General features: G+C 63.0%; 22 protein-coding genes and 1 pseudogene. 1 reads left to right on the forward strand and 22 read right to left on the reverse strand.

The annotated features are described in order from the left end of the window. Positions 1-116, reverse strand: a pseudogene (locus tag GPA25_RS24015) (branched-chain amino acid ABC transporter permease); the annotation flags it as partial. A 476-nt stretch (positions 117-592) separates the two neighbouring features. Between GPA25_RS24015 and GPA25_RS11900 the strand changes: the two are divergent. Further along, positions 593-1495 carry a TetR/AcrR family transcriptional regulator gene (locus GPA25_RS11900; RefSeq protein ID WP_169260609.1) on the forward strand — a complete coding sequence of 301 codons (903 nt, stop codon included), beginning with the start codon at positions 593-595 and terminating at the stop codon, positions 1493-1495. 105 nt (positions 1496-1600) lie between these two features. On the opposite strand, the gene GPA25_RS11905 is transcribed toward GPA25_RS11900, so the two are convergent. The 21 genes from GPA25_RS11905 to bzdN form a co-directional block, all read right to left on the reverse strand. Further along, positions 1601-2959: an MFS transporter gene (locus GPA25_RS11905; protein ID WP_169260610.1), complete on the reverse strand. Its 1359-nt coding sequence runs from the start codon at positions 2957-2959 to the stop codon at positions 1601-1603. A gap of 165 nt (positions 2960-3124) precedes the next feature. Next, entirely contained in the window at positions 3125-3841 is a 717-nt protein-coding gene (locus GPA25_RS11910; protein ID WP_169260611.1) for an ABC transporter ATP-binding protein, read from the reverse strand. After that, positions 3834-4595: an ABC transporter ATP-binding protein gene (locus tag GPA25_RS11915; protein ID WP_169260612.1), complete on the reverse strand. Its 762-nt coding sequence runs from the start codon at positions 4593-4595 to the stop codon at positions 3834-3836. Before GPA25_RS11915 ends, GPA25_RS11910 begins: the two co-directional genes overlap by 8 nt. Further along, on the reverse strand, positions 4588-5562 hold the full coding sequence (locus GPA25_RS11920) for a branched-chain amino acid ABC transporter permease (protein ID WP_169260614.1): 975 nt from the start codon (positions 5560-5562) through the stop codon (positions 4588-4590). Before GPA25_RS11920 ends, GPA25_RS11915 begins: the two co-directional genes overlap by 8 nt. A 2-nt stretch (positions 5563-5564) precedes the next feature. Then, the gene (locus tag GPA25_RS11925; RefSeq protein ID WP_169260615.1) at positions 5565-6431 is read right to left on the reverse strand and encodes a branched-chain amino acid ABC transporter permease; all 867 of its coding nucleotides are present in this window, start codon (positions 6429-6431) and stop codon (positions 5565-5567) included. A gap of 121 nt (positions 6432-6552) precedes the next feature. Beyond that, on the reverse strand, positions 6553-7740 hold the full coding sequence (locus GPA25_RS11930) for an ABC transporter substrate-binding protein (RefSeq protein ID WP_169260617.1): 1188 nt from the start codon (positions 7738-7740) through the stop codon (positions 6553-6555). Positions 7741-7803: 63 nt separating this feature from the next. Next, a complete protein-coding gene (locus GPA25_RS11935; RefSeq protein ID WP_169260618.1) occupies positions 7804-9405 on the reverse strand; it encodes a benzoate-CoA ligase family protein in 1602 nt (533 codons plus the stop codon). A 51-nt stretch (positions 9406-9456) separates the two neighbouring features. After that, positions 9457-10203, reverse strand: coding sequence for an SDR family NAD(P)-dependent oxidoreductase (locus GPA25_RS11940; RefSeq protein ID WP_169260619.1), 747 nt, complete (start codon positions 10201-10203; stop codon positions 9457-9459). A 157-nt stretch (positions 10204-10360) separates the two neighbouring features. Beyond that, a complete protein-coding gene (gene oah / locus GPA25_RS11945; RefSeq protein ID WP_169260620.1) occupies positions 10361-11491 on the reverse strand; it encodes a 6-oxocyclohex-1-ene-1-carbonyl-CoA hydratase in 1131 nt (376 codons plus the stop codon). A 36-nt stretch (positions 11492-11527) separates the two neighbouring features. Continuing rightward, positions 11528-12595 (reverse strand): 6-hydroxycyclohex-1-ene-1-carbonyl-CoA dehydrogenase, encoded by a 1068-nt coding sequence (gene had, locus GPA25_RS11950; protein WP_169260621.1) that lies wholly within the window; start codon positions 12593-12595, stop codon positions 11528-11530. Between the two features lie 174 nt (positions 12596-12769). After that, entirely contained in the window at positions 12770-13549 is a 780-nt protein-coding gene (locus GPA25_RS11955; RefSeq protein WP_169260622.1) for an enoyl-CoA hydratase/isomerase family protein, read from the reverse strand. 32 nt (positions 13550-13581) lie between these two features. Continuing rightward, the gene (locus GPA25_RS11960) at positions 13582-13764 is read right to left on the reverse strand and encodes a hypothetical protein (protein ID WP_169260623.1); all 183 of its coding nucleotides are present in this window, start codon (positions 13762-13764) and stop codon (positions 13582-13584) included. A 10-nt stretch (positions 13765-13774) separates the two neighbouring features. Next, the gene (locus tag GPA25_RS11965) at positions 13775-16324 is read right to left on the reverse strand and encodes an FAD-dependent oxidoreductase (protein ID WP_281357713.1); all 2550 of its coding nucleotides are present in this window, start codon (positions 16322-16324) and stop codon (positions 13775-13777) included. A gap of 47 nt (positions 16325-16371) precedes the next feature. After that, on the reverse strand, positions 16372-17013 hold the full coding sequence (locus GPA25_RS11970; protein ID WP_169260624.1) for a PHP domain-containing protein: 642 nt from the start codon (positions 17011-17013) through the stop codon (positions 16372-16374). A 30-nt stretch (positions 17014-17043) separates the two neighbouring features. After that, the gene (locus GPA25_RS11975) at positions 17044-17496 is read right to left on the reverse strand and encodes a GNAT family N-acetyltransferase (protein WP_169260625.1); all 453 of its coding nucleotides are present in this window, start codon (positions 17494-17496) and stop codon (positions 17044-17046) included. Between the two features lie 53 nt (positions 17497-17549). Then, a complete protein-coding gene (locus tag GPA25_RS11980; RefSeq protein WP_169260627.1) occupies positions 17550-17876 on the reverse strand; it encodes a hypothetical protein in 327 nt (108 codons plus the stop codon). A gap of 9 nt (positions 17877-17885) precedes the next feature. Next, positions 17886-18170, reverse strand: a complete 285-nt coding sequence (locus GPA25_RS11985) for a ferredoxin (protein ID WP_169260628.1) — start codon at positions 18168-18170, stop codon at positions 17886-17888. Positions 18171-18276: 106 nt separating this feature from the next. After that, a complete protein-coding gene (gene bzdQ / locus GPA25_RS11990) occupies positions 18277-19194 on the reverse strand; it encodes a benzoyl-CoA reductase, bzd-type, subunit Q (RefSeq protein ID WP_169260629.1) in 918 nt (305 codons plus the stop codon). Positions 19195-19231: 37 nt separating this feature from the next. Next, positions 19232-20041: an acyl-CoA dehydratase activase gene (locus GPA25_RS11995; RefSeq protein WP_169260630.1), complete on the reverse strand. Its 810-nt coding sequence runs from the start codon at positions 20039-20041 to the stop codon at positions 19232-19234. 32 nt (positions 20042-20073) lie between these two features. Continuing rightward, positions 20074-21387: a benzoyl-CoA reductase, bzd-type, subunit O gene (gene bzdO / locus GPA25_RS12000; protein WP_246265631.1), complete on the reverse strand. Its 1314-nt coding sequence runs from the start codon at positions 21385-21387 to the stop codon at positions 20074-20076. A 20-nt stretch (positions 21388-21407) separates the two neighbouring features. Next, positions 21408-22547, reverse strand: a complete 1140-nt coding sequence (gene bzdN, locus GPA25_RS12005; protein ID WP_169260631.1) for a benzoyl-CoA reductase, bzd-type, subunit N — start codon at positions 22545-22547, stop codon at positions 21408-21410. Positions 22548-22604: the final 57 nt, after the last annotated feature.

Raw genomic sequence — 22604 nt, forward strand, 5'->3', positions numbered from 1 at the left:
ATGAAGATCACCCGCGTCACGGCAAACACCAGCACCAGCGCGAGCGCGAGCAGCGCATAAATCGCACCGTTGGTGATGCCGTCCTGTGCGAGCAACAGCGCTATCTGGAAATCCATGGACGAACCCCTTCAACCCGCTCCGTGGAGCGGGAAGCAAACGACATCGAGGAAGGCTAGGGCTCAGACCGGCGGTCTAGAACCCGTGCCAAGGTGCTAGGTGGCGCCGCGCAAAACGGCACAAGAAAATCAGCCGGGAAATCGAATCGCCGGCATGTGGCACGGCTCGGGGGAAAAGTGGCGTTCATCTCGTACCTCCTCCTGGACTTGCCGCCCCCGATCGGGGTCCGGCACATGGCAGCCTGATGACCGCTCTCTGATATTTCGGCGGGGGATGCTCACCTGCGTACGACAAAATTACAGACGTTAAACAGTCTTGTCAAACACTTGGTTAAGTAGTTTGTTATACTCTATTCCAACAGGATGCGTCGGGCCTGAAAACACCAACCACCCGGCGCTGACGGTGATGATGCCGTGCGTGCCAGCCTGAGGATCGCTATGATTGCGACCCGTACCGCGATGATCGACCCGCTTCGATGAACTCCGCCTTGACTGACGCTGACCACCAAACACATATCCCGGCTACTGAAGTCGAAATCCTCCGGCTTGCCCGCGAGGAGCCGGAACTTGGTCAGGCTGCGGTCGCCGAACGCTTGCGTCGCGCCGGTTTCTCGATCTCGGCGTCGGGCGTCCGATACCTCTGGCAAAAACACGGCCTCGAGACGACCGTCAAGCGGCTGCGGGCACTCGCCGACGGATCCGGGGAGGGCATCGCAGCCCTCACGGACCAGCAACGCAGCCTGCTCGAACGCGGCGCGTTGAGTGCCCAGCTCGCCCGCGCACCGTCGCCGGGGGAACCCGGCAGTCCGGGCGACGAGCCGCTCGATCGGTACCAGGTAATACTCAATGCGGCGGCCGAGCTGTTCTCCGAACAGGGGTACGACCGCAGTTCGATCCGCGACATCGCGCGCAAGGTCGGTTTGCTGCCGGGATCCGTGTATCACCACTTCGCGTCGAAGGAAGAGCTGTATCTCGCAGTCCATCGCGAAGGCTTCCATGAGGTGATGGAAGCCGTGAAGGCCGCGATCGCGGAGGGCAGCGATCCATGGGACCGCCTGACCCGTGCCTGCGAGGTGCATGTGCATCTGATCGTCGGAGGATCGCCGATCCACCGTGTCACCGGCCACAGCCTCTCGCTCATCGGCAACCACGAGTTGCTCGCGAAGATCCAGCCGGTGCGCGCCGCCTACGAGGATGTGTTCCGCGCGCTGATCGACGCCCTGCCCGTCACGCCCGGCGCCGACCGCACGTTGCTGCGGCTGATGCTGCTCGGCGCGATGAACTGGGTCTATCTATGGTACCGGGAAGGCCGGCGGTCGCCGAAGGAGATCGCCGACGCGATGGTGGAGATGGTGCGGCGCGGCGTGCAGTCCGCCTGAGCATCACTGCACACGCAGCCACGGATGAATCGTCAAGCGGCCTCAGCCGCGTAAGCGGAACACCCGCCCGCCCCGCCACACGCGAAGCGGGCAGTCATTACGCCGTCACTCCCCCACCACGCCGAGTTCGCCCGCATACGCAAGCGGCTCTTCCTCTTCGGGTGCGTGCGCGGCGCTGCGTGCGACCAGCGACACGGCAAACGCGGCGATGGCTCCCGGAATGGCGAAGAACAGGAAGTTGAAGTGCAGCGGCATCGCCATCGCGAGCAAGGTGCCACCGAGAATCGGGCCGACGATCGCACCGCTGCGGCCGACACCGGAGGCCCAGCCGATACCGGTCGAGCGGATCGCCATCGGATAGAACTGCGCGACATAGGCATACAGCAGGATCTGCGAGCCGATCGTGGTCGCGCCGGCCAGCGCCACCAGGAGATACAGCACGCCGGTCGGGCTCTTGTACCCGAGCAGGCTGATCGACATCGCGGCGATCGCAAAGAACACCATCAGCACCGTCTTGAGATGCAGACGATCCGCCACGAAGCCACCGCCCACCGCACCGAAAATCGCCCCGAGGTTCAGCACAAGCAAGAAGGACAGGCTGGAGCCGAGTCCGTAACCGGCCTGAGTCATCAGCTTCGGCAGCCACGATGCCAGCGCATAGACCATCAGCAGGCACATGAAGAACGCCAGCCAGAACATCACCGTACTCAACGCGCGGCCGTTCTTGAACAACGCCACCAGCGACACGTGCTGGCTCTTGCCAGTGGGAAAATCGTACTGATTTCCCGGCTGAGGCACGAAGCTCGGTTCCAGGCGGGCAAGCGTGATCGCGGCCTCGCCATCACGCTTTGCGTGCAGCAGGAAGCCGATGGATTCCGGCAGAAAATAAAGGATTGCGGGCAAGAGCAACAGCGGAATGCCGGCGACGAAGAACACTGACGACCAGCCGAATTCCGGAATCATGTAGATGCCGAGGCCTGCCGAGAGCATGCCCCCCACGGAATAGCCGCTGAACATGATCGCGACCAGCGTGGTGCGCATTTTCTTCGGCGAATACTCGGTCATCAGCGCAACCACGTTCGGCATCACCCCGCCGATGCCAAGTCCGGCAAGGAATCGGCAGATTGCGAACTCCGTCACATCGCGCGCGAAGCCATTGATGAACGTGAAGAAACTGAACAGCACGACACAGATCGCGATCACGCGCTTGCGTCCGAAGCGGTCGGACAATGGACCGAAAATCAGGGCACCGAACATCATGCCGAACAGGGCGTAACTACCCAGGGTTCCGGCCTGCATCGGGGTCAGCGCCCACTCCTTCATCAGTACCGGCAACACGACACCGTAGATCACCAGGTCGTAGCCGTCGAAAATGATGATCAGCGCGCACCAGAACAGTACCTGCCAGTGAAAGCGGTTGAACCGCGCGCCGTCGATCAGTTTGTGAACATCGATGTTTCGCATGCCTCTGTGTCTCCTCTTTATGGTCTGAAGCGTGTCGGGGCGGCTTGCATCACGGGAATGCGGGCAACACCGGGTCACGCTTCGGTACGGACGGGTGTCCCGCCCGAAGCCGGCTGAATTTCTTCGGCACATCGCCGGCGCGAGGTGCCGATCTCGGGAATCCTCTCAGCTCACCCCCAGATGCTTGTGCAGCACTTCCGGATGGGCACGCAGTTCGGCGCTGCTGGCCTCGTAAGCCACCTTGCCTTTGACGAGAATGACGTTGCGATCGGCAATCGACGTCACTGCCGCGTGGTTCTTGTCGATGACGATGGTCGCAATACCGGTCGCGCGGATCTGGCGCACGATGTACCAGATCTCCTTGGCGATCAGCGGCGCCAGACCTTCGGTGGCCTCGTCGAGAATCAATAGGTCGGGGTTCGTCATCAGCGCGCGCCCGATGGTGAGCATTTGCTGTTCGCCGCCCGAAAGTTGCCCGCCGCCGTTGGTGAACCGCTCGCCGAGACGCGGAAAGGTGTCGAGCACGCGCCGCAGATCCCAGTCGCGCCGCCCGTCCACGCCCGGTTTGGCGGCCATGATCAGGTTCTCGCGCACCGTCAGGTTCGGGAAGATCCCCCTGCCCTCCGGCACGTAGCCGATGCCCTTGCGCGCCACCAGATACGGGGCTGCACCCGTCATTGTCTTGCCGCGCACCGCGACGCGGCCGTGGCGCGGTCGCACGTGGCCAAGCATGCTGCGGATCAGCGTGGTCTTGCCCATGCCGTTGCGGCCCATCAGCCCGATCGTCTCGCCACGGCGCACGGCAAAGTCGATGCCGTGCAGGATGTGGCTGGTCCCGTAAAACGAATGCAGCCCTTCGGCTTCCAGCAGGATGTCACTCATTGTCGGACTCTCCCCCACCCAGATAGGCTTCCTGCACCGCGATACTCGCCCGGATCTGCTCCGGCGGGCCACTCTCCAGCACCTGCCCGGCCACCATCACGGTAATCACGTCGGCCACCGCGAATACCGCATCCATGTCGTGCTCGACGAGCAGGATCGCGTGATCCGGCGAGAGCTTCTGCAGCAATGCCACCATCGCCTGCGATTCCTCCGAGCCCATGCCCGCCAGCGGTTCGTCGAGCAGCAGCACCGAAGGCCGGGTCGCTAGCACCATCGCGATCTCAAGCTGACGCTGTTCGCCGTGGCTCAGCGTCGACGCGACCATGTCGCGCCGTTCCGCGAGCCCGGCCTGCTCAAGCGCCCGGTCGGCGGCCTCGGCCAGGTCCGCATAGCCCTGCGCCTTCGACAGGATGCGCAGCGCTCGCGGCGCTCGCGATTGCGCGGCAAGTCGGCAGTTCTCGAACGCCGTGAAGGCCGGAAAGATGTTCGTACGCTGGTAGCTGCGCCCGATGCCGGCACGCGAGCGCTTGTCGGGACTCCAGCCGGAAATGTCCTGGTCGCGGTAGAGAATCTGTCCGTTGGTCGGCGGCAAGTCACCTGACAGCAGGTTGATGAGCGTCGACTTGCCCGCGCCGTTGGGGCCCAGCACCGCGTGCAGCACGCCGCGATGCAGGTCGAGCGATACATCCTTGTTGGCGAACAGGCCGCCGAAGCGGCGCGACAGCCCCTTTGCTGTCAGTACCAGCTCAGCCATGGGTGCCTCCCCCGATCAGCAGGCCGCGCAAGCGCCGCGGCAGACTGGACAGGCCGCCGGGTAGCAGCATCACCACCAGCACGATCATCCCGCCCATCAGAAACTGCCAGTGCTTGGTCACCGAGGAGAACACTTCCTGCAACACGACGAAGGCGAATGCCCCGATGGCCGCGCCGTTGAGCGTGCCCATGCCGCCGAGGATCACCATCAGCAGCACGTTGCCCGACTGGTGCCAGGACAGGATTTCCGGCGTGACGAAGCCGAACTGGCACGCCGACAGAAAGCCCGCCAGCCCGGCGAGCCCGCCCGCCGCGACGAAGCCCGCGAGCTTGTAGAGAAACACGGGGAAACCCAGCGACAGCATGCGGTGTTCGTTGCTCTTGATGCCCGCCAGCGCATGCCCCAGTGGCGAGCGCAGCAACACGCGCAGGAACACGTAGGCCACGACCAGGAACAGCAACACGAGGTAGTAGAACTGCGACGGCGAGCCGAGATCGAGCAGCAGCGTCTCGCCGATGCGCAGTTCCGGCTTGACGTTGAGGAACACGCCGTCCGAGCCACCACCCAGCGGCGAATCGTGGAACACGAAGTAAATCATCTGGGCGAAGGCGAGCGTCACCATGATGAAATAGATCCCCTTGGTGCGCAGCACGAACAGGCCGACGACGAAAGCCACCGCCGCCGCGGAAAAAATCGCCGCAGGCAGCACCACCAACAGGTTTCCGGGATCGTATTTGGGCGACACCAGCACGACCGCGTAGGCGGCAACACCGAAAAACGCGGCATGGCCGAAACTGACGAGTCCGGTGAAACCCACCAGCAGATCGAGACTCATGGCGAAGATCGCCATGATCATGATCTTCGCCAGCAACTCGTTGTAGTACGCGGATCCGAACAGCGGGAACAAGGCCAGCACGAACAGGATCAGCAGCAGTGCGTTACGGCGTTTTTTCACGGCAGCAGGCATGGTCAGATCCTCCGGAAGATGCCTTCGGGCCGCCACAGCAGCACCGCAGCCATCAGGATGTATACGGTCAGCCCCGCGTAGTCGGGGATGATGACTTTGCCGAAGGTATCGGCCAGGCCGATCAGCAGTGCTGCCACCAACGCGCCCCACACTGATCCGACGCCGCCGATCACGACGACCACGAAGCAGATGATCAGCACCTGGTTGCCCATCCCCGGATACACCGACGACACCGGCGCGGCGAGCATGCCGGCGAACGCGGCGAGCGTGACGCCGAGCGCGAACACGAGGCGGTAGATGAGGTCGATGTTGATGCCCAGCGCCTGCACCATCTCGCGATTGCTGCTGCCGGCGCGGATCATCATGCCCAGGCGGGTGCGACGGATCAGCCAGTACATTCCTATCGCCAGCGCGATGCAGACCGCCGACATGAAGAGTCGATACACCGGATAACTGAGCGTCTCGCTGAGCTGGATCGACGCCGACAGCAGTTCCGGGATCGGCACGCCATGCACGTCGTCACCGACGATCAGGCTGCGCGTTTCCTCGAACATCAGAATCAACCCGTAGGTCAGCAACACCTGGTCGAGGTGGTCACGCTTGTACAGCCGGCTGAACAAGCCCCATTCGAGCAGGAAGCCGATCAGCGCACTCAGCGCCACGCCCAGTACCACGGCGATGAGCAGATTGCCGGTGAGCGAGGTCAGCGAGAACGCCATGTAAGCGCCCATCATGTAGAAGCTGCCGTGCGCGAGGTTGATGATGCCCATGATGCCGAAGACGAGCGTCAGGCCACTGGCGACCAGAAACAGGAGCAGGCCGTACTGAAGCGCATTGAGCAGCTGGATCAGGAAGGTCGAGAAATCCATCAGCTTTCTCCTCCGGGCGCCACGGGCGCCCGAACGCAAATGAAGCAGCAGGCGGGCGTTCGCATGTGCCATGCGATTGCCCTATGTCGGCAAGGTGCAGCCCGCCGGGGCGGTGCGAGGACTACATCCGGCAGCCGCGCGCAGGATCGGCCAGCGCCTTGGCGGCTACCGACACCAACTTGTTTTCCTTCCCTTCCACCTTGCGCAGATAGATGTCCTGCACCGGGTTGTGCGCCTTGGAGAGCGTGAAGGCGCCGCGCGGGCTGTCGATGGTCGCGCTCTCCATCGCCTTGATCAGTTCGGCGCGCTTGCCGACGTCGCCCTTGACCCCCGCGAGGCCAGCCCCGAACAGCTGCGCGGCGTCGTAGCCCTGCACGGCGAAGACGTCCGGCTGGACCTTGAACGCCTTGAAGTAGGCGGCCTTGAAGGACTTGCTCTTCGGAAAGTCGAGGTTATCGGCGTAGTGCAGCGTCGTCAGCAGGCCCTCGGCCGCCTCGCCCTGTGCTTCGAGCGTGCCGTCGGTGAGAAAGCCCGGCCCGTACAGGGGGATCGAAGTCCGCAGCCCGGCGGTCGCGTAATCCTTGACGAATTTGACCGCACCGCCACCGGAGAAGAACACGAACACCGCGTCGGGCTTGAGCGCAGCGATCTCGGTGAGATACGGCTGGAATTCGACGTTCGGGAACGGCAGGTACATCTCCTTCACGACCTTGCCGCCCGCCTTCTCGAAGGCCTCCTTGAAGCCCGCCACCGATTGTTCGCCGAAAGCGTACTTCCAGCTCAGCGTGACCACGGTCTTGTGCTTGCGCTCCGCCATCACGTTGCCCATCGCATACGACGGCTGCCACGACGAGAACGAGGTGCGGAAGATGTTCGGCGCACACAGCGGCCCCGTGATCTCGTCCGCCCCCGCGTTGGGAACGATCAGCAGCGTATTGGTCTCGCGTGCCACCCGCGCCATCGCCAGCGCCACGCCCGAATGCACGGTGCCGATCAGCACGTCGACCTTGTCGCGCTTGACGAGCTTGTTGGCGTTTTCCGGCGCCTTGGCAGGGTCAGACTCGTCATCCACGGTGAAGTACTCGATGTCCATGCCGCCCAGCTTGCCGCCGCTCTCCTCGACCGCCAGCTTGAATCCATTGGTGATGGCATTGCCCAGGGATGCGTAGGTGCCGGTGTAGGGCAGCATCAGTCCGATCCGGATCTTCCTGTTGCTCTGTGCGAAAAGCGGACTTGCGGGCAATGCGAGACCGGCTGCGACGCCGGCCGTCGACAGCAGGAATTGACGGCGATTAAAGCCTTGGTCCATGTCGGCACTCCTCCAGTGGTATGGCCGCTTTCTGCGGCTCTGTTTGTCGTTGTGCTGCGGAACCTACACTGTGGAGACGGAACGCAGCTTGAATCGCTGAATCTTGCCTGTTGCCGTCTTCGGCAGTTCTTCGACGAACTCCAGCCAGCGCGGATACTTGTAGGGCGCCAGCTTCGATTTGACGTGCAGCTTGAGTTCCGCAGCGATGCTTTCCGACGGAGTCAATCCGGGCTTGAGCACGACGAACGCAAGCGGCTTGATCAGGCCATCATCATCGGCCTTTCCCACCACCGCCGCTTCGAGCACCGCAGCATGTGTGATCAGCGCTGATTCGACTTCGATCGGCGATACGTAGATGCCGCCCACCTTGAGCATGTCGTCGTTGCGCCCGGCATAGTTGAAGTTGCCGTCCGCATCCTGGCTGTACTTGTCGCCGCTGCGCGTCCACTGGCCGACGAAGGTCTCACGACTCTTCGCCCGGTTGTTCCAGTAATACGCCGCACTGGTCGGTCCGCGCACCTGCAGTTCACCCGACTCGCCGGGGGCGACCTCCTCGCCGTCATCACCGATGAGGCGCAGCTCGTAACCGGGAACCGGCTTGCCGCTGCTACCGTAATGCACGTCTCCGGCCCGGTTCGACAGAAAGATATGCAGCATTTCGGTGGAACCCAGACCGTCGAGAATTTCCACACCAAAATGCTCGGTCCAGCGCTTGCCAACCTCCGCCGGCAGGGCTTCGCCTGCCGACGCGCAGCGGCGAATCGACACCTCCTCGCGCCCCGGGAGTTCCTCACTCGCGAGCATCGAGGCGTACAGCGTCGGCACACCACAGTAGATCGTCGGCTGGTGCTCGCGCAGCACCCGTGCCACGGACGCAGGCGTCGGCCGCTCTGCCATCAGCACAGCCGTTGCGCCAACCGCAAGGGGGAAGGTCAACCCGTTACCCAGACCGTAGGCGAAGAACAGTTTGGCCGCAGAAAAAACGACGTCATCCTCACGCACGCCAAGGATGGGGCGTGCATACAATTCGGCGGTATGGATCAGGCTCGAATGGACGTGCACCGTGCCTTTCGGTGCGCCGGTAGAGCCCGACGAATACAGCCAGAAACAGGGATCATCGACACAGGTCGGCGCGGCTTCGAACGGCGGGCGCGGCGCCGCCACCAGTTCGGCAAAATCGAGATGACTCCCCCTCACGCCCGCATCGCCACCGGAGACGACGACGTTCTTGACGAAGGGGCTGGATTCGATCGCATTCGCGAAAGCCGGCAGCAACAGGGACGAAACCACCAGTGCACGTGCGCGGCTGTCGCGCAGCATGTAACTGTAGTCGGACGCAGTCAGCAGTGTGTTGACGGGAATCGGGACGACACCGGCCTTGATGCAGCCGAGAAACGCCGTCGGAAAATCAATCGTGTCGAGCAGGCACAGCAATACCCGCTCTTCCATTCTGATACCAAGCTCGCCCAGCGCATGGGCGAAGCGGTCGACGCGCTCGGCCAGCTGTGCATAGGTGTGGCTGCCGGACTCGTCGATGATCGCAACCTTGTCACCACGACCGGCGCGCAGGTTGCGTTCGATCAAGTCGTGCGCGGCGTTGTAATCGCGCGGAATGGAAAGGCGCGGCGGGCTGACACCGTGATCCGCGCTGCTGAGTTCTGACATTTCCTTCTCCTCCTTGAATTCGTGTGACCCTGCTACGCGGTGCGGTGTCGGCTAGTGAATGGTCATCCCGCCATCTGCTGCCAGCACCTGCCCGGTCACATAACTCGACGCGTCCGACGCGAAGAACAGGAACACCGGCGCGATCTCCTCCGGCTGCGCCCAGCGTCCGAGAGGAATTCGGTCGAGGTATTTGTCCTTGAAGCGCTCGTCGGTGCGGATGGTCTCGGTCATCGGCGTCGCCGCACCCGGCGCGATCGCGTTGGCGGTGATGTTGTAGCGCGCCAGTTCCTTGGCGGTGCTCTTGGTCATGCCGAGGATGCCGGCCTTGGCCGCGCTGTAGTTGATCTGGCCGATGGTGCCCAGCACGCCGGCCGTGGAGGTGACGTAGATGATGCGACCGTACTGGCGTTCGATCATGCCGCCGACGACGGCCTGCAGGCAGTTGAAGGCGCCGGTGAGATGCACCGCCAGCACCTGCTGCCACTGATCCGGCGTCATCTTGTTGAGCATCGCCGTACGCGTGATGCCGGCGTTATTGACGAGAATGTCGATGCGGCCCCAGGCCGCGTTCACCTGTGCCGCCATCGCCTCGACCTGTTCGCGGTTGGCAACATCGCAGGCCACGCCCAGCGCCTGACCGCCGCTTTCGATGATTTCCGCGGCAACACGATTGGCCGCGGCGAGATCGAGATCGATCACCGCAACCTTCGCGCCTTCGAGCGCATAGGCCTTGGCAACCGTTGCACCGATTCCCTGCCCTGCCCCGGTCACGATGGCGACCCTGTCCTTTAATTGCATGGCTGCTCCCTTTCGCCCCGCGGCGACCCATCCTGTCGTTGCGCTGCCAATTCTCCCCTTCCCTGAAGCCGAAAAGACCGGGGTGGAAGGAAACGGCATCACCGCTGCCCCCACCCCGGGAAGGGAGAGACCTTACAAAACCAGCACAATCAATTCGTCAGGATTTCGGCTTGGCCAGCACCTGCTCGGCGAACGCCTCGTCGAACACGGCGCCCTCGGCCACCAGCTGACGGTACTTGATGAAGTCGATCACGTCCTTGCCAGTCTGCTTCTTGCTGTCGAACGCGGTGAAGCCGAGATAGGCCTCGTGATTCATGTTCGCAGCGAGCCAATGACGGTTGGCGAGCTTCATCTGGTCCCAGAAGAACTTCTTCTTGCCGCGGATGCCGTCGATCGACTTGATCAGGCAGTGCGGGAACAGGTTCGTGAACTTCCACACCAGCGCATTGACCGCTTCGTCGAGCTTCGAGAAGTCCGTCGTGCATTGCGCGATCAGTTCCTTCGCTGCCTGCGTCTTGTCGGCGGCGACCGACTCGCCATACACCAGTTCGCCGTCATCGACGTAGGCGTCGGTGCGCACCAGCGGGTTGCGGACCCATTCACCGTCCTTCTTCAGCACCGGCACGACCTTCGTGACGAGGTTCTTCGCCTTCATCTTGTAGGCGCTCCACGGCTCGCACGAGATGCAGTTGTACATCGCATCTTCCATGTTCAGCATCCACGGCAGGAAGTCGGTCGAGCCGCCATCCGGCGCGCTGCCGTGCTTCGGGCCGGCCTGGCCGAACACCGCCATGTCCGACGTGATCGTGATGTCGGTCGCCATGCCGATTTCCTGGCCACCGCCGACGCGCATGCCGTTCACGCGGCAGATCACCGGCTTCTTGCAGTTCAGGATGCCGTCGACCATCAGGTTGAACAGATCCATGTATTCGCCATACTCGTTGGGGCGCTTCGAGTAGTACGCGGCGTATTCGGCCGTATTGCCGCCGGTGCAGAACGCCTTGTCGCCGACTGCGGTGAATACCGCGGCGACGATCGAGCGGTCGGCCGACGCACGCTGGAAGCCGGCGATGACGGCCTTGACCATCTCTGTGGTGTAGGAGTTGTACTGCGTCGGGTTGTTCAGGATGATCCATGCCGCGTACAGGCCCGGGACCTGGTTACCCTGCGGGTCGGTCACCGGTCGCTTTTCAAAGACGACCGACGGGGCTTCGGTACCGAAATGCTCTTCGCCGAGCAGGGCGTGATCCTTGATGCCGTTGTCGCGGCGCAGCCAGTTGAGTGCCATGAGATGTCTCCTGTCTATTGTCAGTTGCGTGCGTAATCAGAAATCGGGCGTCAGGATGACGCGCCGCTTGAGCTTGCCGTGGTGTGCTTCGTCGAACACTTGTTCGATCTGGCTCATCGGGCGGGTTTCGACGAATGGTCCGAGCTTGATGCGCCCATCGAGGCACATGTCGCGCACCGCCGCGTAGCGGTCTGGCGGGCAGCCCCAGGTGCCGATGATCTCGGCATCGAAGGCCATCAGCTTCGACAGCATGTAGCTGGTCTCGGCGGTGCCGTAGCCGACGATTACCAGCTTGCCGGTGAAGGACAGCAGCGACAGCGCAAGCTCCTGGCCGGGTTTGCTGCCGGTGACCTCGAAAATCTTCCAGCCGTAGTTCGACGGCAGGCCGCGTTCCTTGCAGAAGGCCTTGAAGAGTTCCTTGACCTCCTTCGCGCTCTTGTCCTTCGGGTTGATGACGAAGTCGGCACCGAAGTCCTTCATCATCACCAGCTTCTCTTCATTGATGTCGATGCCGATGACGGCCTTCGCGCCCATGCCCTTCGCAGTCTGCACCATGAAGCTGCCGACGCCGCCGGCGGCGCCGATGACGATCACCAGATCGTCCTTCTTCAGGTCGGCGCGCACCGCCGCCTGATACGGCGTCGTCACCGCATCGGCCACCACCGCGAGGTGCTCGAGCGGCGTGTCGCCACGGTTCTCGACCACGCACAGGTACTTCGACTGCGCGACGATGTGGCTCGAATAGCCGCCGTAGATGCCCATCGAGTTGCCCGGCATCTTCTGCGCGAGACAGCGGTTGCCGCGCCCGGTCTTGCACAGCTCGCACTCGCCGCAGGGGATCACCGCCGGCACGATCACTTCCTTGCCGATCATCGACGCTTCACCGCCGATCACCACGCCGGAGATCTCGTGGCCGAGCGACAGCGGAGGCTTCTGCATCGTCGCCACGCCCATGTAGAAGTACGACAGGTCGGTGTGGCACACGCCGCAACCGGCGATCTTCACGACGACGTCGCCAGCGCCTAGTTCGGGCATCGGCACGCGGGTCTTCAGCAGCTTGCCCGGCTCGGTCATCTGCCAGGTATCAATGAATTCTGGAATCACGCTTTGTCTCCCACTTGTCGAATGTCGGTCTGTTACACCATCAGTTCCTGCATCACGCCGCCGAATGCCACGCAGTAGCCCGCGGCGAGGCGTGTTCCGTGCTGAGGCGTCCGCCCCGCACCAACGAAGCGCGCAACACGCCTCGCCGCGGGCGGGCCATCAACCCGCGTCAAATCAGCAGTTGCGCCACACCGGCTTGCGCTTTTCAAGGAACGCCGCGAGACCTTCCTTCGCGTCCTCGGTCACCATCAGCTCTTTCAGGTAGATGTTCTCGGCCGTATCGAGCGCCGCACCGAAAGGCTTGTCGGCCACTGCGCGGATCGTCTTGCGTGTGCTCACCAGCGCCGCGCGGCTCAGCCCCAGGAAGGGCGCGACAAAGCCCTGCACGTCGGCAGCGAAACTCTCCTTGGCGAAAACCCGGTTCACCAGCCCGATTGCCTTCGCCTCGTCCGCGCCGATGTTCTCGCCACCCAGCAGCAGTTCCAGCGCACGCGCCGGCGGCACCAGGCGCGGCAGCAGCACCGCGGCGATCGGCGGGAACACCGCGAGCTTGATCTCCGGCTGGCCGAACTTCGCATTCGCTGCCGCAACGATCATGTCGCAGGCGATCGCCACTTCCATGCCGCCCCCGAGCGCAACACCGTTGACCGCAGCAAGCGTCGGCACCGGCAGCTGCTGCATGCGGCGGAAGATGCCATGGAAGACCTCGATCATGCGGTCGACCTTGTCCGGCGTGTGGTCCGCGACCTCGACGCCGGCCGAAAAGGCTTTCTCGCCCGCGCCGGTGATCATCAGCAGCTTCACGCTCGTATCGGCGACGCACTGGTCCAGCGCGACGTTCATCTCCTCCATTGTCGGGATGTCGAGCACGTTGAACGGTGGCCGGTTGATCGTCAGCGTCGCGAGGCCGTCGGCCACGCCGTAGGTGATGAACTGGAATTGCGCTTGCGTCATGTTGTCTCCCGATGTCACTGAATTTCAGTGGTTCAGTTTTCGTTCTTCATTTGCAGTCGGTACGGACAAACCGCATCGCAGTCCGCACAGCACACTTCGCCGTCGCAGCGGATGTGCCACAGGTCCGCGCCGCAGTTCGTGCACCGGCATTTGGCGTCCGGCTTGATGGCGGGGCGGATCTCCTCCGCCGACCAGAAATCGATCACCTGTCCCATGTGGCGCCCCTTAGAACAAGTCGTCCAGCTCGTCGGAACCGCCGCCGGGCATCTTCCCGTACTGCTGCAGGTAGGCCTGGATCATCTGGCTCTCGCGCGAGGTGTACATCGCCGCTTCCTCGAACACGAAGTTGGTCGCCTCGCTACCGCGCTCGAGCTGCTCCGTCAGGCCATCGCGCAGATTCTCGACGCCCTTGATCATCATTACGTTCTTGTCCGCATCGAGCAGCTGGAACACGCCCGCCTCGGTCGGCACTGCAGCGATTGCCGCGGCGTCGAAGGTCAGTGACGACTCCGGTGGCAGCACCGCGTCGGCAATCTTCGGCGCGAGGTTGCACTTGAAGCAGCGCGCCGCCTCGGCCCGCGCAGTGGCGTCGTCGAAGCCCAGCTCCACCTCATCCCAGCCGCTGCGTGCTTCCGGCGCCAGCATGATCGGGTGGAACTTGCGCGTCTTGTTGAAGCCTTCCTTGCGGCCGATATAGGGGCTGGTTTCCCAGCCGTCGCGCAGCAGCACTTCCGAGATGTCGCCGTCGCCGCCGAGCGCCTTGTCCATCGCCGAGGCCGCGACGCGCCCCTGAGCGACCGACTCGATCAGCGTCGATGGTCCCATCACGCAGTCGCCGCCGGCATACACGCCGGGCCGGCTGGTGAGCATCGAGTCCTCGCGCACCGTGATGCGCCCCTTGCGGTCGGTCTCGACGCCGAAGCCTTCGTAGCGCTTGGGGTACTGCCCGACCGCCGAGATCACCAGATCGACACCTTCGGTGACTTCCTCGCCGGTCTCGACCGGGCGACGACGGCCCGACGCGTCCGGTTCGCCGAGGCTCATCCTGGCGTAGGTAATCTGCAGCCGGCTGCCGTTGTCGCCTGCCTCGATCTTCTTCGGCGCGAGCAGGTAGCGGATATTCACCCCTTCCTCGACGCAACCTTCGAACTCTTCGAGACGTGCCGGCATTTCCTCACGGGTCCGGCGATACACCATATCGACGTCGGCACCGAAACGACGCGAGCTGCGTGCGTTGTCGGTCGCGACGTTGCCGCCGCCGATCACCGCGACTTTCTTGCCGGTCTGGATGCCATCGGGCGTGTTCACCAGATCCATCGTCACCGCCTGCAGGTAAGTCGGGCTATCGATCACGCCGGGCAGGTCGTCACCCGGGATGCCGAGCGTGTCGCCCCCCTGGCAACCGATGCCGACGAACACCGCGCCAAAACCATCACCGAAGAGCGTATCGACATTCTCGATGCGCGCACCGTACTGGAATTGCACGCCAAGCGCAGCGACCTCGGCGACTTCGTCGTCGATGACCTCGGCGGGCACGCGATACGAAGGAATGCCGTAGCGCGCCATGCCACCGGCCGCGGGCTGGGCATCGAAAATCGTCACGGCGTGGCCCTGTTTCGCGAGGTAGTAAGCAACCGTCAGACCCGCCGGACCGGCGCCGACCACCGCCGCCTTCTTGCCGGTCGCGGGCAGCTTCTTGGCATGCTCGCGCCAGATCCCGGTATCGTTGTCCGCGGCGATACGCTTGAGGTTGCGGATCGACAGCGGGTCGTCGAGGTCCTTGCGACGGCATGCGGACTCGCACATCGCAAAGCATGCTCTCCCGAGGATGCCGGGGAACGGCAGCTTTTCGCGCACCACCGCGATCGCCTCGCCATATTTGCCTTCGGCCGCAAGTTGCACGTAGCGCGGCACATCGATGCCGGCCGGACAGGCCGACTTGCACGGCACCATCGACTCTTCGCGTTTGGCGGGATCGAGCGTGCGATCCATCAAGGCACCGGTCGGGCACACCGTCACACAGGCCTGGCAGAAGGTACAGCCGGACTCGATCAGCGTCGGCGCGATCGTGCCGACATAAGTGCGCTTGCCCTGCGGCGTCTCGACTTCCTTCACTTCGAGACAACCGACTCCGCGCACGTCGTTACAGGCGACGAGACAGCGGCGGCAGTCGATACACAGGTTGTAGTCGCGATCGAAGAAAGGTTCGTTCTTGATCACCGGCAACTGCACCGGCTTGTATGGGGGCGTCGAGTTGGGGATGCCGATGTAATCGGAAACCTTGCGCAACTCGCAGCTCGAAAAGATCGTACAGCAGCGCGTCTCGGGCGGATTACCGTAGGAACACTGCGAGCGCGAACAGCCGTCGCGCTGGGGACAGGTCAGGCACACGTGCGGATGCGGACCGAGAATCTTCGCAAGACTCGCTTGGCGCGACTGCTGGATCGCTGACGATTGTGTCGACACCACCATACCGGCGGACACCGTCGTCGAACAGGCTTTCGCAAGCCCGTCCACACCGCCGATCTCCACCATGCACAGGTTGCAACCGCCGTCACCCGCGCCACGCTGGCCGGCCGGCGGCAGATCGGGGTGCGCACACAACGCCGGAATGTAGAGGCCGGCGGCCGTTGCCGCATTCAGTACCGAAGCACCCGCGGGGGCCTCGACTTCGACGCCGTCGATACTCAGACGGACGGTCTCGCCGAATTCGGCCATCCCGGCCGGCCGGCTCGCCTTCCACCACCTGATTTCGGTTGTCTGTACGGCTTCCATGTCTCTCTCGTCCTTTTTCCGCTGCCGGGCTCTGGCTGCGCCCCGGTCTAGGCCGCCTGCGCCAGTCCGACGTAACCCGGGAAGTAGCTTCCCTGGCACGCACCGGCGCGCACCGCCGCGATAAAACTTGCCATGTCGGTCACGGGCTGCTGGAACTTCGTCGCACAGCGCCCCACCGCTTCGGTCTTGTGGCAATCGCTGCCGCCCAGCGCCGGCAAGGCCATGTGCCGCGCGGCGTTGATCGCCAGCTCATTGTCACTTTCACGGTTGCTGCCGTTGTGGGTTTCCACCCCGGCGATTCCGCGCAGGTCGAGCAGGCCTTCCAGCAGGCTCGCGACCCCGACCTCGCGGAAAGGATGTGCCGGCACGCAGATTCCCCCCAGGCTGTTGATGTGCGCGATGACTTCGGCGATCGGGAGGTAGTTGTCGCGCCCCCAGATGTTCCAACCGTCGTCCTCGACGCCATACGCCAGCATGTGTCCGCGATCGGTTGCGATCTCCACCCCACGCAGCACCAGCAGACCCTCGTCGCGCCCCACCTGCTCCACAGGTTCCGACGCTTCGTACGAATAATGCTCGGTGATGCAAACCCCATCGAGTCCCAGTGCCTTCGCGCGACGGACCAGGTCCACCGGCTCCAGCCAGTTGTCGTAGGAGTACTTGGTGTGGCAATGGCAATCGATCCACATGGGACTGACTCTGCGCGCCGCCGCGGCCGCTCAGGAAACCGTGTACTCGAGGTTGATGCGCTTGGACGGCGAGAAACGCTGGCGGGAGAAGAATTTCTCCAGCGCGAAGTCGTCCCAGTTCACCAACGTGTACACCTTGTTCACCCCTGCGGCCTTCATGTTCATCATGAACTGGTCGAGCAGTTCGCTCGCGACGCCGCGATTCTGGAAGCGCGGATCGACGCCGATCGTGTCGATGGTCGCGGTGGTCTCGGGAATACCGAATTCGCCGAAATAGATGTCACCCATCACGAAGCCGGCGACCTTGCCGTCGATCTCGCAGACGATCGACGCATTGATGTTGTGCTTCGGGTTCAGGATCGCATCGAGCTTGCGCTCGTAGTAGTCACGGCGATTCTGCTTGGAACCCGCTGCGTCGATCTCCACGATCGCATTCAGGTCGTCCTGCTTCAGCACCCGCATTACACGCTTCTGATCGGCCATTTCCCTATCTCCTTTGGTGTCCCGACGCTGCGCCCACGCGCGGCATCCGGTCTTCAGAACAGTTCGTCTTCCTGCTGGGGCTTCGCGGCGCGGCGCGTATACACAGTGCCGATCACCTTCCCCATTTCCTGGTCGGCGTCGAGGCAGGTCGTGCACCCGTCGCCTTCGGTCTGATACGTTTCGACGTGTACCTCGAACCCCATGCCCCGGTAAGCCTCGGCAATTTCGGACAGGCGCGGTTCACCAATCGTCGTCAGGCGCTTCCAGCCCTGACGCAGCAGGCGGTCTTCCACCTCCTCTTCCTGGCTTGCCGACGCCAGCTTGATCGGGATCGTCTTCTTGGTGCTCATCGCGAAACCCTCCGTCATCGCCCGGTTCATGGCCGCCTCCTACCAGGAGTGCTTGATCGCGCCCGGAGTACAGGCGGTGGTACAGGGCAGGCTGGTGTGGCCACCGGCCGGCTTGCACTCGGCACAGTCGTACGCCAGGGTGCGCGTATTCGATTTCTTCACCCAGGCCACTTCGTCATCGTAGTCATCGGTGATCATTTCGAACATTTCTTTCGGGCACGCGGTCAGACAGGCCCGGTTCGCTGCACAGTCGATACACTTGTCGGTATCGATGCTGATGTAATACTCGCCGGACCCGTCCTTGTAGCCGTAGTTCGCGATCATGTCCGTTCTCTCCTGTGAATTGAGTCACCGGCTACCGGCCGCCCGGGAAACCGCAGCATTCAACTGCGGCACTTCCCGGACGCCGCCGGCGCACTCCGGCCTGGCCTTAAGCTGCTTTCGCCTGCTTCTGCATCAGCGTGTAGCCGAACAGGGCCGCGCCCAGCGCACCGGCGATCTGGCTGTCGATCTTGGTATCGACCGCCTTGATGCCGAGAATCCGCTCGATGCGCTTCACCACGCCCGGGTTCTTCGCGATGCCGCCGGTGATGAAGAAGCCCTCTTCCACACCGATCCGCTCCAGCAGGCTCACCACACGCTCGGCCATCGCCTGGCAGTACGCCGCGATGACCTTGTTCTTCGTGTAGCCGGCCTTCAGCAGGCCCAGCGCCTCGGATTTCGCGAACACCACGCAGATCGACGAAACCGCTTCCGGCTCCACATCCACGTCGAACGAGCGCGGGCCCAGTTCGGCGATCGGGATCTGCATCAGATCGGAGATGACTTCCATGCCGCGGCCGGTACCAGCTGCGCACTTGTCGTTCATCAGGAAGTTGGTGACCTTGCCCTTCTCGTCACAGTGGATGGCCTTGCAGTCCTGGCCGCCCATGTCGAGAATCGTGCGCACCTTGTTGCCGCCCATGTAGTTCGCGCCGCGGGCGTGGCAGGCGATCTCGGTGATCGCCTTGTGGGCAAACGGCACGTTCACCCGGCCGTAGCCGGTGCCGACGACATAGTGGATGTCCTCGAGCTTCATGCCGATCTTGTCCATGATGCCCTGCAGCGCATTCTTCGCCGAGTCCGGCGAGTTGTTGCCGGTGCGCATGCTGTTGTAACCGAACAGCTCGCCGTCACAGACGATGACCGCCTGCGAGGACACCGAGCCGACGTCGATGCCGCAGGTGATGACCTTTGCATCTTTCCAGTTCTTCGTCTCGTCGAACCAGACGTTTTCCTGCCAGCGCCAGAATTCCTTCTTCTCGGGGGCCGCTTCTGCCACGGTAGCAGCTGCAACTTCTGCGTTCATTTGATCGCTCCTTTATCCGTATCTATCGCGTATCGGTTCAGTGCTGACGTTCGGCCGCAATCAGCGCGCAGCCAAGCGCGCTGACGAATTCCGGCAGATCGGGCAGCAGGACCTGATCGACATCCATCGCGTTCTTCAGCGAAGCGACGAAGCCCGGGTTGTGCACCATTCCCCCGATCAGCACGACGTTGCCTTCGATGCCGACGCGGCGCACCATCGCGCACACCCGGCTTGCCACCGCGTCGAGCACCGCCTTCGCGATGTCTTCCTTGGGCGTCGCCGAGTGGATCAGCGACACCACTTCGGACTCGGCGAACACCGTGCATTGCGCGTTCATCGGAATGCTCTTGTCCGAACGCAGACTCGCTTCACCGAACTCCTTCAGCGACATCTGCAGCGCCCGGCTCATCGCCTCGGCGAAGGAACCCGCCCCAGCGGCGCACTTCTCGTTACCGGCAAAGTCGATCGCCTTGCCATCGGAGTCGGTCTTGATGCCGCGACCTTCCTCGGCACCGACATCGACCACGGTGCGGGCCTGCGGATACATGAACACCGCGCCCTTTGCACCGGCAGTCATCTCGGTGACGCCTTCGGTCGCGAACTCGACCTGCTTGCGCCCGGCACCGGTCGCGAACACCGACGTGACCTGGTCACGCGACACCCCGGCCGCGGCCAGCGCTTCGGTGAAGGCCTTCTCGGCGGCCTGATCGGCATCGATATCGCCCGGCATCATCAGATGCGCTTTCTTGACCGAGTAGTTCAGTTGCGGTGCGCCATCCACCTTGATCTCTTCCAGCAGCACAACCTTCACGCTGCGGGAGCCCATGTCGATTCCAGCGGTAATCATCCTCGTCTCCTCCTAGGGTTCCAGTATTCCGATCAGGCGGCTTGACGGCGCAGACCGAGTTGTTCCATGAACGCGTCGACACGCGCTTGGGTGCGGACTTCGTCGAACTCGCGTTCGTCACCCATGTTTCCTTCGTATGTCATGACGGGCACACCGGCCTGGGCGATGCCGAGGCGGTTTTCCATGATGCCCAGCGACAGACCTTCGCAACCGCGGTTCAGGTGCAGCATCACGCCATCGACACCCCATTCCTTGACGATGCGCAGCATCATCTCGGTCTTCAGGCGCGGGTCGTAGAAGTGCTGCCACTGCGGCTTCGACAGGTTCCAGTCGGCATACAGACGGATTGCCGTGTCACGGTCGTTGATCTCGATGCCCTTTTCCCACGGCAGCGTGCGTCCGCCCCAGGAACCGTCCGGCTTGTCTTCCCAGATTCCTTCGAGCGCGAACGTGTAGAGCGAACCGATCGACACCGCACCGTAGGTCTCGAGGTAGCGGAAGATCTTCAGGAAAGACCAGGGCGGCTGCGTGTCCGACATCATGCGCACGCACTCGTTGGGGACCGCAGCAATGCCGCGGGCAACGCGATCCTTCACTTCCTCGTACAGCTCGTCCATGAAGTCAGCGCACCACTGCGACGACTTCGACAGCGTGCAGAGCACGTACAGCGAGTACATCGTCTTTTCGTCGAGCGGCGCCGGCTTCGCCTTGTTCAGCGCGCAGATGTCCGCCCAGCGGCTGGTCGAACGCATTTCGTTCTTCACCGCCTTGATGAACAGCTCGTCATTGAACTTGCGGCCGGTCGACTTCTCAAGGAACTCGACGCCGTCGTGCAGCTGGTTAGCCACGTAGTCAAGACGTGCGTCGGTCATGTCCTTATAGGGGCCGACGCCGACATCGAGGTAGAAGTCGGGCACCCGCTCTTCCTTCGCGACGTGCTGGTACCACTTCGAGTGCGAGCAGCAGATTTGCGTCTGGAAGATGAAATCGGGCTTCGGAAACTCGCCGCCGAACAGATACTTGTTCAGGTGCATGCCGCCCCAGTAGATCCGCATGTAGGAGCACAGGTCGCGGGCAAAACCGTAGGACTCGGCCGCATCCATGCATTGCTTGGCGAACTTGCGGTCATGCGAGACGGCCGCCGCGTACGGTTCGCCAGTCAGCGAAAAGACGTCGTCACCCAGACCCGCCGGCAGCGCGTCGAGCGCCCACGCCGAACCGGACCAGCGCAGACCACCCTTTTCCTTCGCCCGCGCGTAGTTCATGTAGTACTGCTCGCGCAGTTCCTTGGCCTTGCCCCAGAGCTTGAGCGGCTCGGTCGGATACCTGTTTGCCATTGCGTTCATCGTTCTTTCTCCGCTTCAGTTCAGAACAGCTCTTCTTCGCTCAACGTCTCGAGGAATGCCTCGATACGGATTCGGAAGGGGCCGATCGGGTTCGTGATGTCGAATTCCAGGAACAGCGTCGGGATGCCATTGGCTTCCAGGTGACGCTTCAGATCCGGGTAATCGCCCTCGTGCGGATCGCAGAACTTCTGCTGCAGGAAGATGGCGCCCTGAACGTCGTAGTCCTTGGCCAGGCCGAGCACGTGGTCGAAACGGGTGTGGACCGGGTAATCCTTGGTCGGACAGGCCGGACGATCGCAATAACGATCGGCAATTGCCTTGATGACGTCGGTCTCGGGCTTCGACTCGTTCCAGAAGTAACGAGTACCGGAGCACTGGTCGTCGATGACAATGGTCGCGCCGACCGACTCCACCATCGCCATGAACGCGATGTCGTCGTTCTCTGAACCGATGGTCATGAAGCGGGCACCGGTCTTGCGCTCGACCTGGCGAGCCGGCAACGCAGCCAGAACCTTCTTCAGTTGCTCGTTGTGTTCGCGCTTGTCGATGAACTGCGCGGTCAGCGACGCGTACACCGCTTCGACACCGGTCACCTTCGGGTTGGCATCCTTGCGGTAGTCGAAGAGCTGGCGCAGCAGGCGGCGGTTCTCGTCGACCACTGCCAGCGATTCGCGCAGCATGTCGTCGGTAATCGTCTTGCCGGTCAGCGTCTGCAGGAACACGCGGAACGATTGCAGCTCCTCGTAATGCGCCTTGCGGGCATGCGGCGACTGCACGTCGTTCGGCATCGGCACGTAGTAGTCCCACTTCACGGTCGGGACATGCATGCGCCACGAACCGAAAGTCTGGCGGTACTGGATGCACGACTGCGTCAGGGTCACGCCTTCGGCGTAATCGAAACGGCCGAGCAGGCCCTGCGCCAGCGAGTCGCGGCAGAACGGACAGAACATGCCGAAGATGTGCGGCTCGGTCACGTTTTGCGGTTCGTGGGCACCAAGCACGCGCACCGGCAACATCCCGGCAGCGATCAGCAACTCCTCGGCGGTGTAGGTACACATCGTCGCCACCACTTGGCCACCGGTCCGAGCCTTCCAGTCCCGTGCATAATCGTGGCGCTTCTCGTACCAGGTCTTGAACTGGTCGAACAAACCATCGCTCATCGAACTATCTCCTCTGATGTGTCCGCGGGCCAATTACCGGATCCACGGTTGCTGCAT

The organism is Aromatoleum diolicum, assembly GCF_012910955.1.
Classification (GTDB): Bacteria; Pseudomonadota; Gammaproteobacteria; order Burkholderiales; family Rhodocyclaceae; genus Aromatoleum; species Aromatoleum diolicum.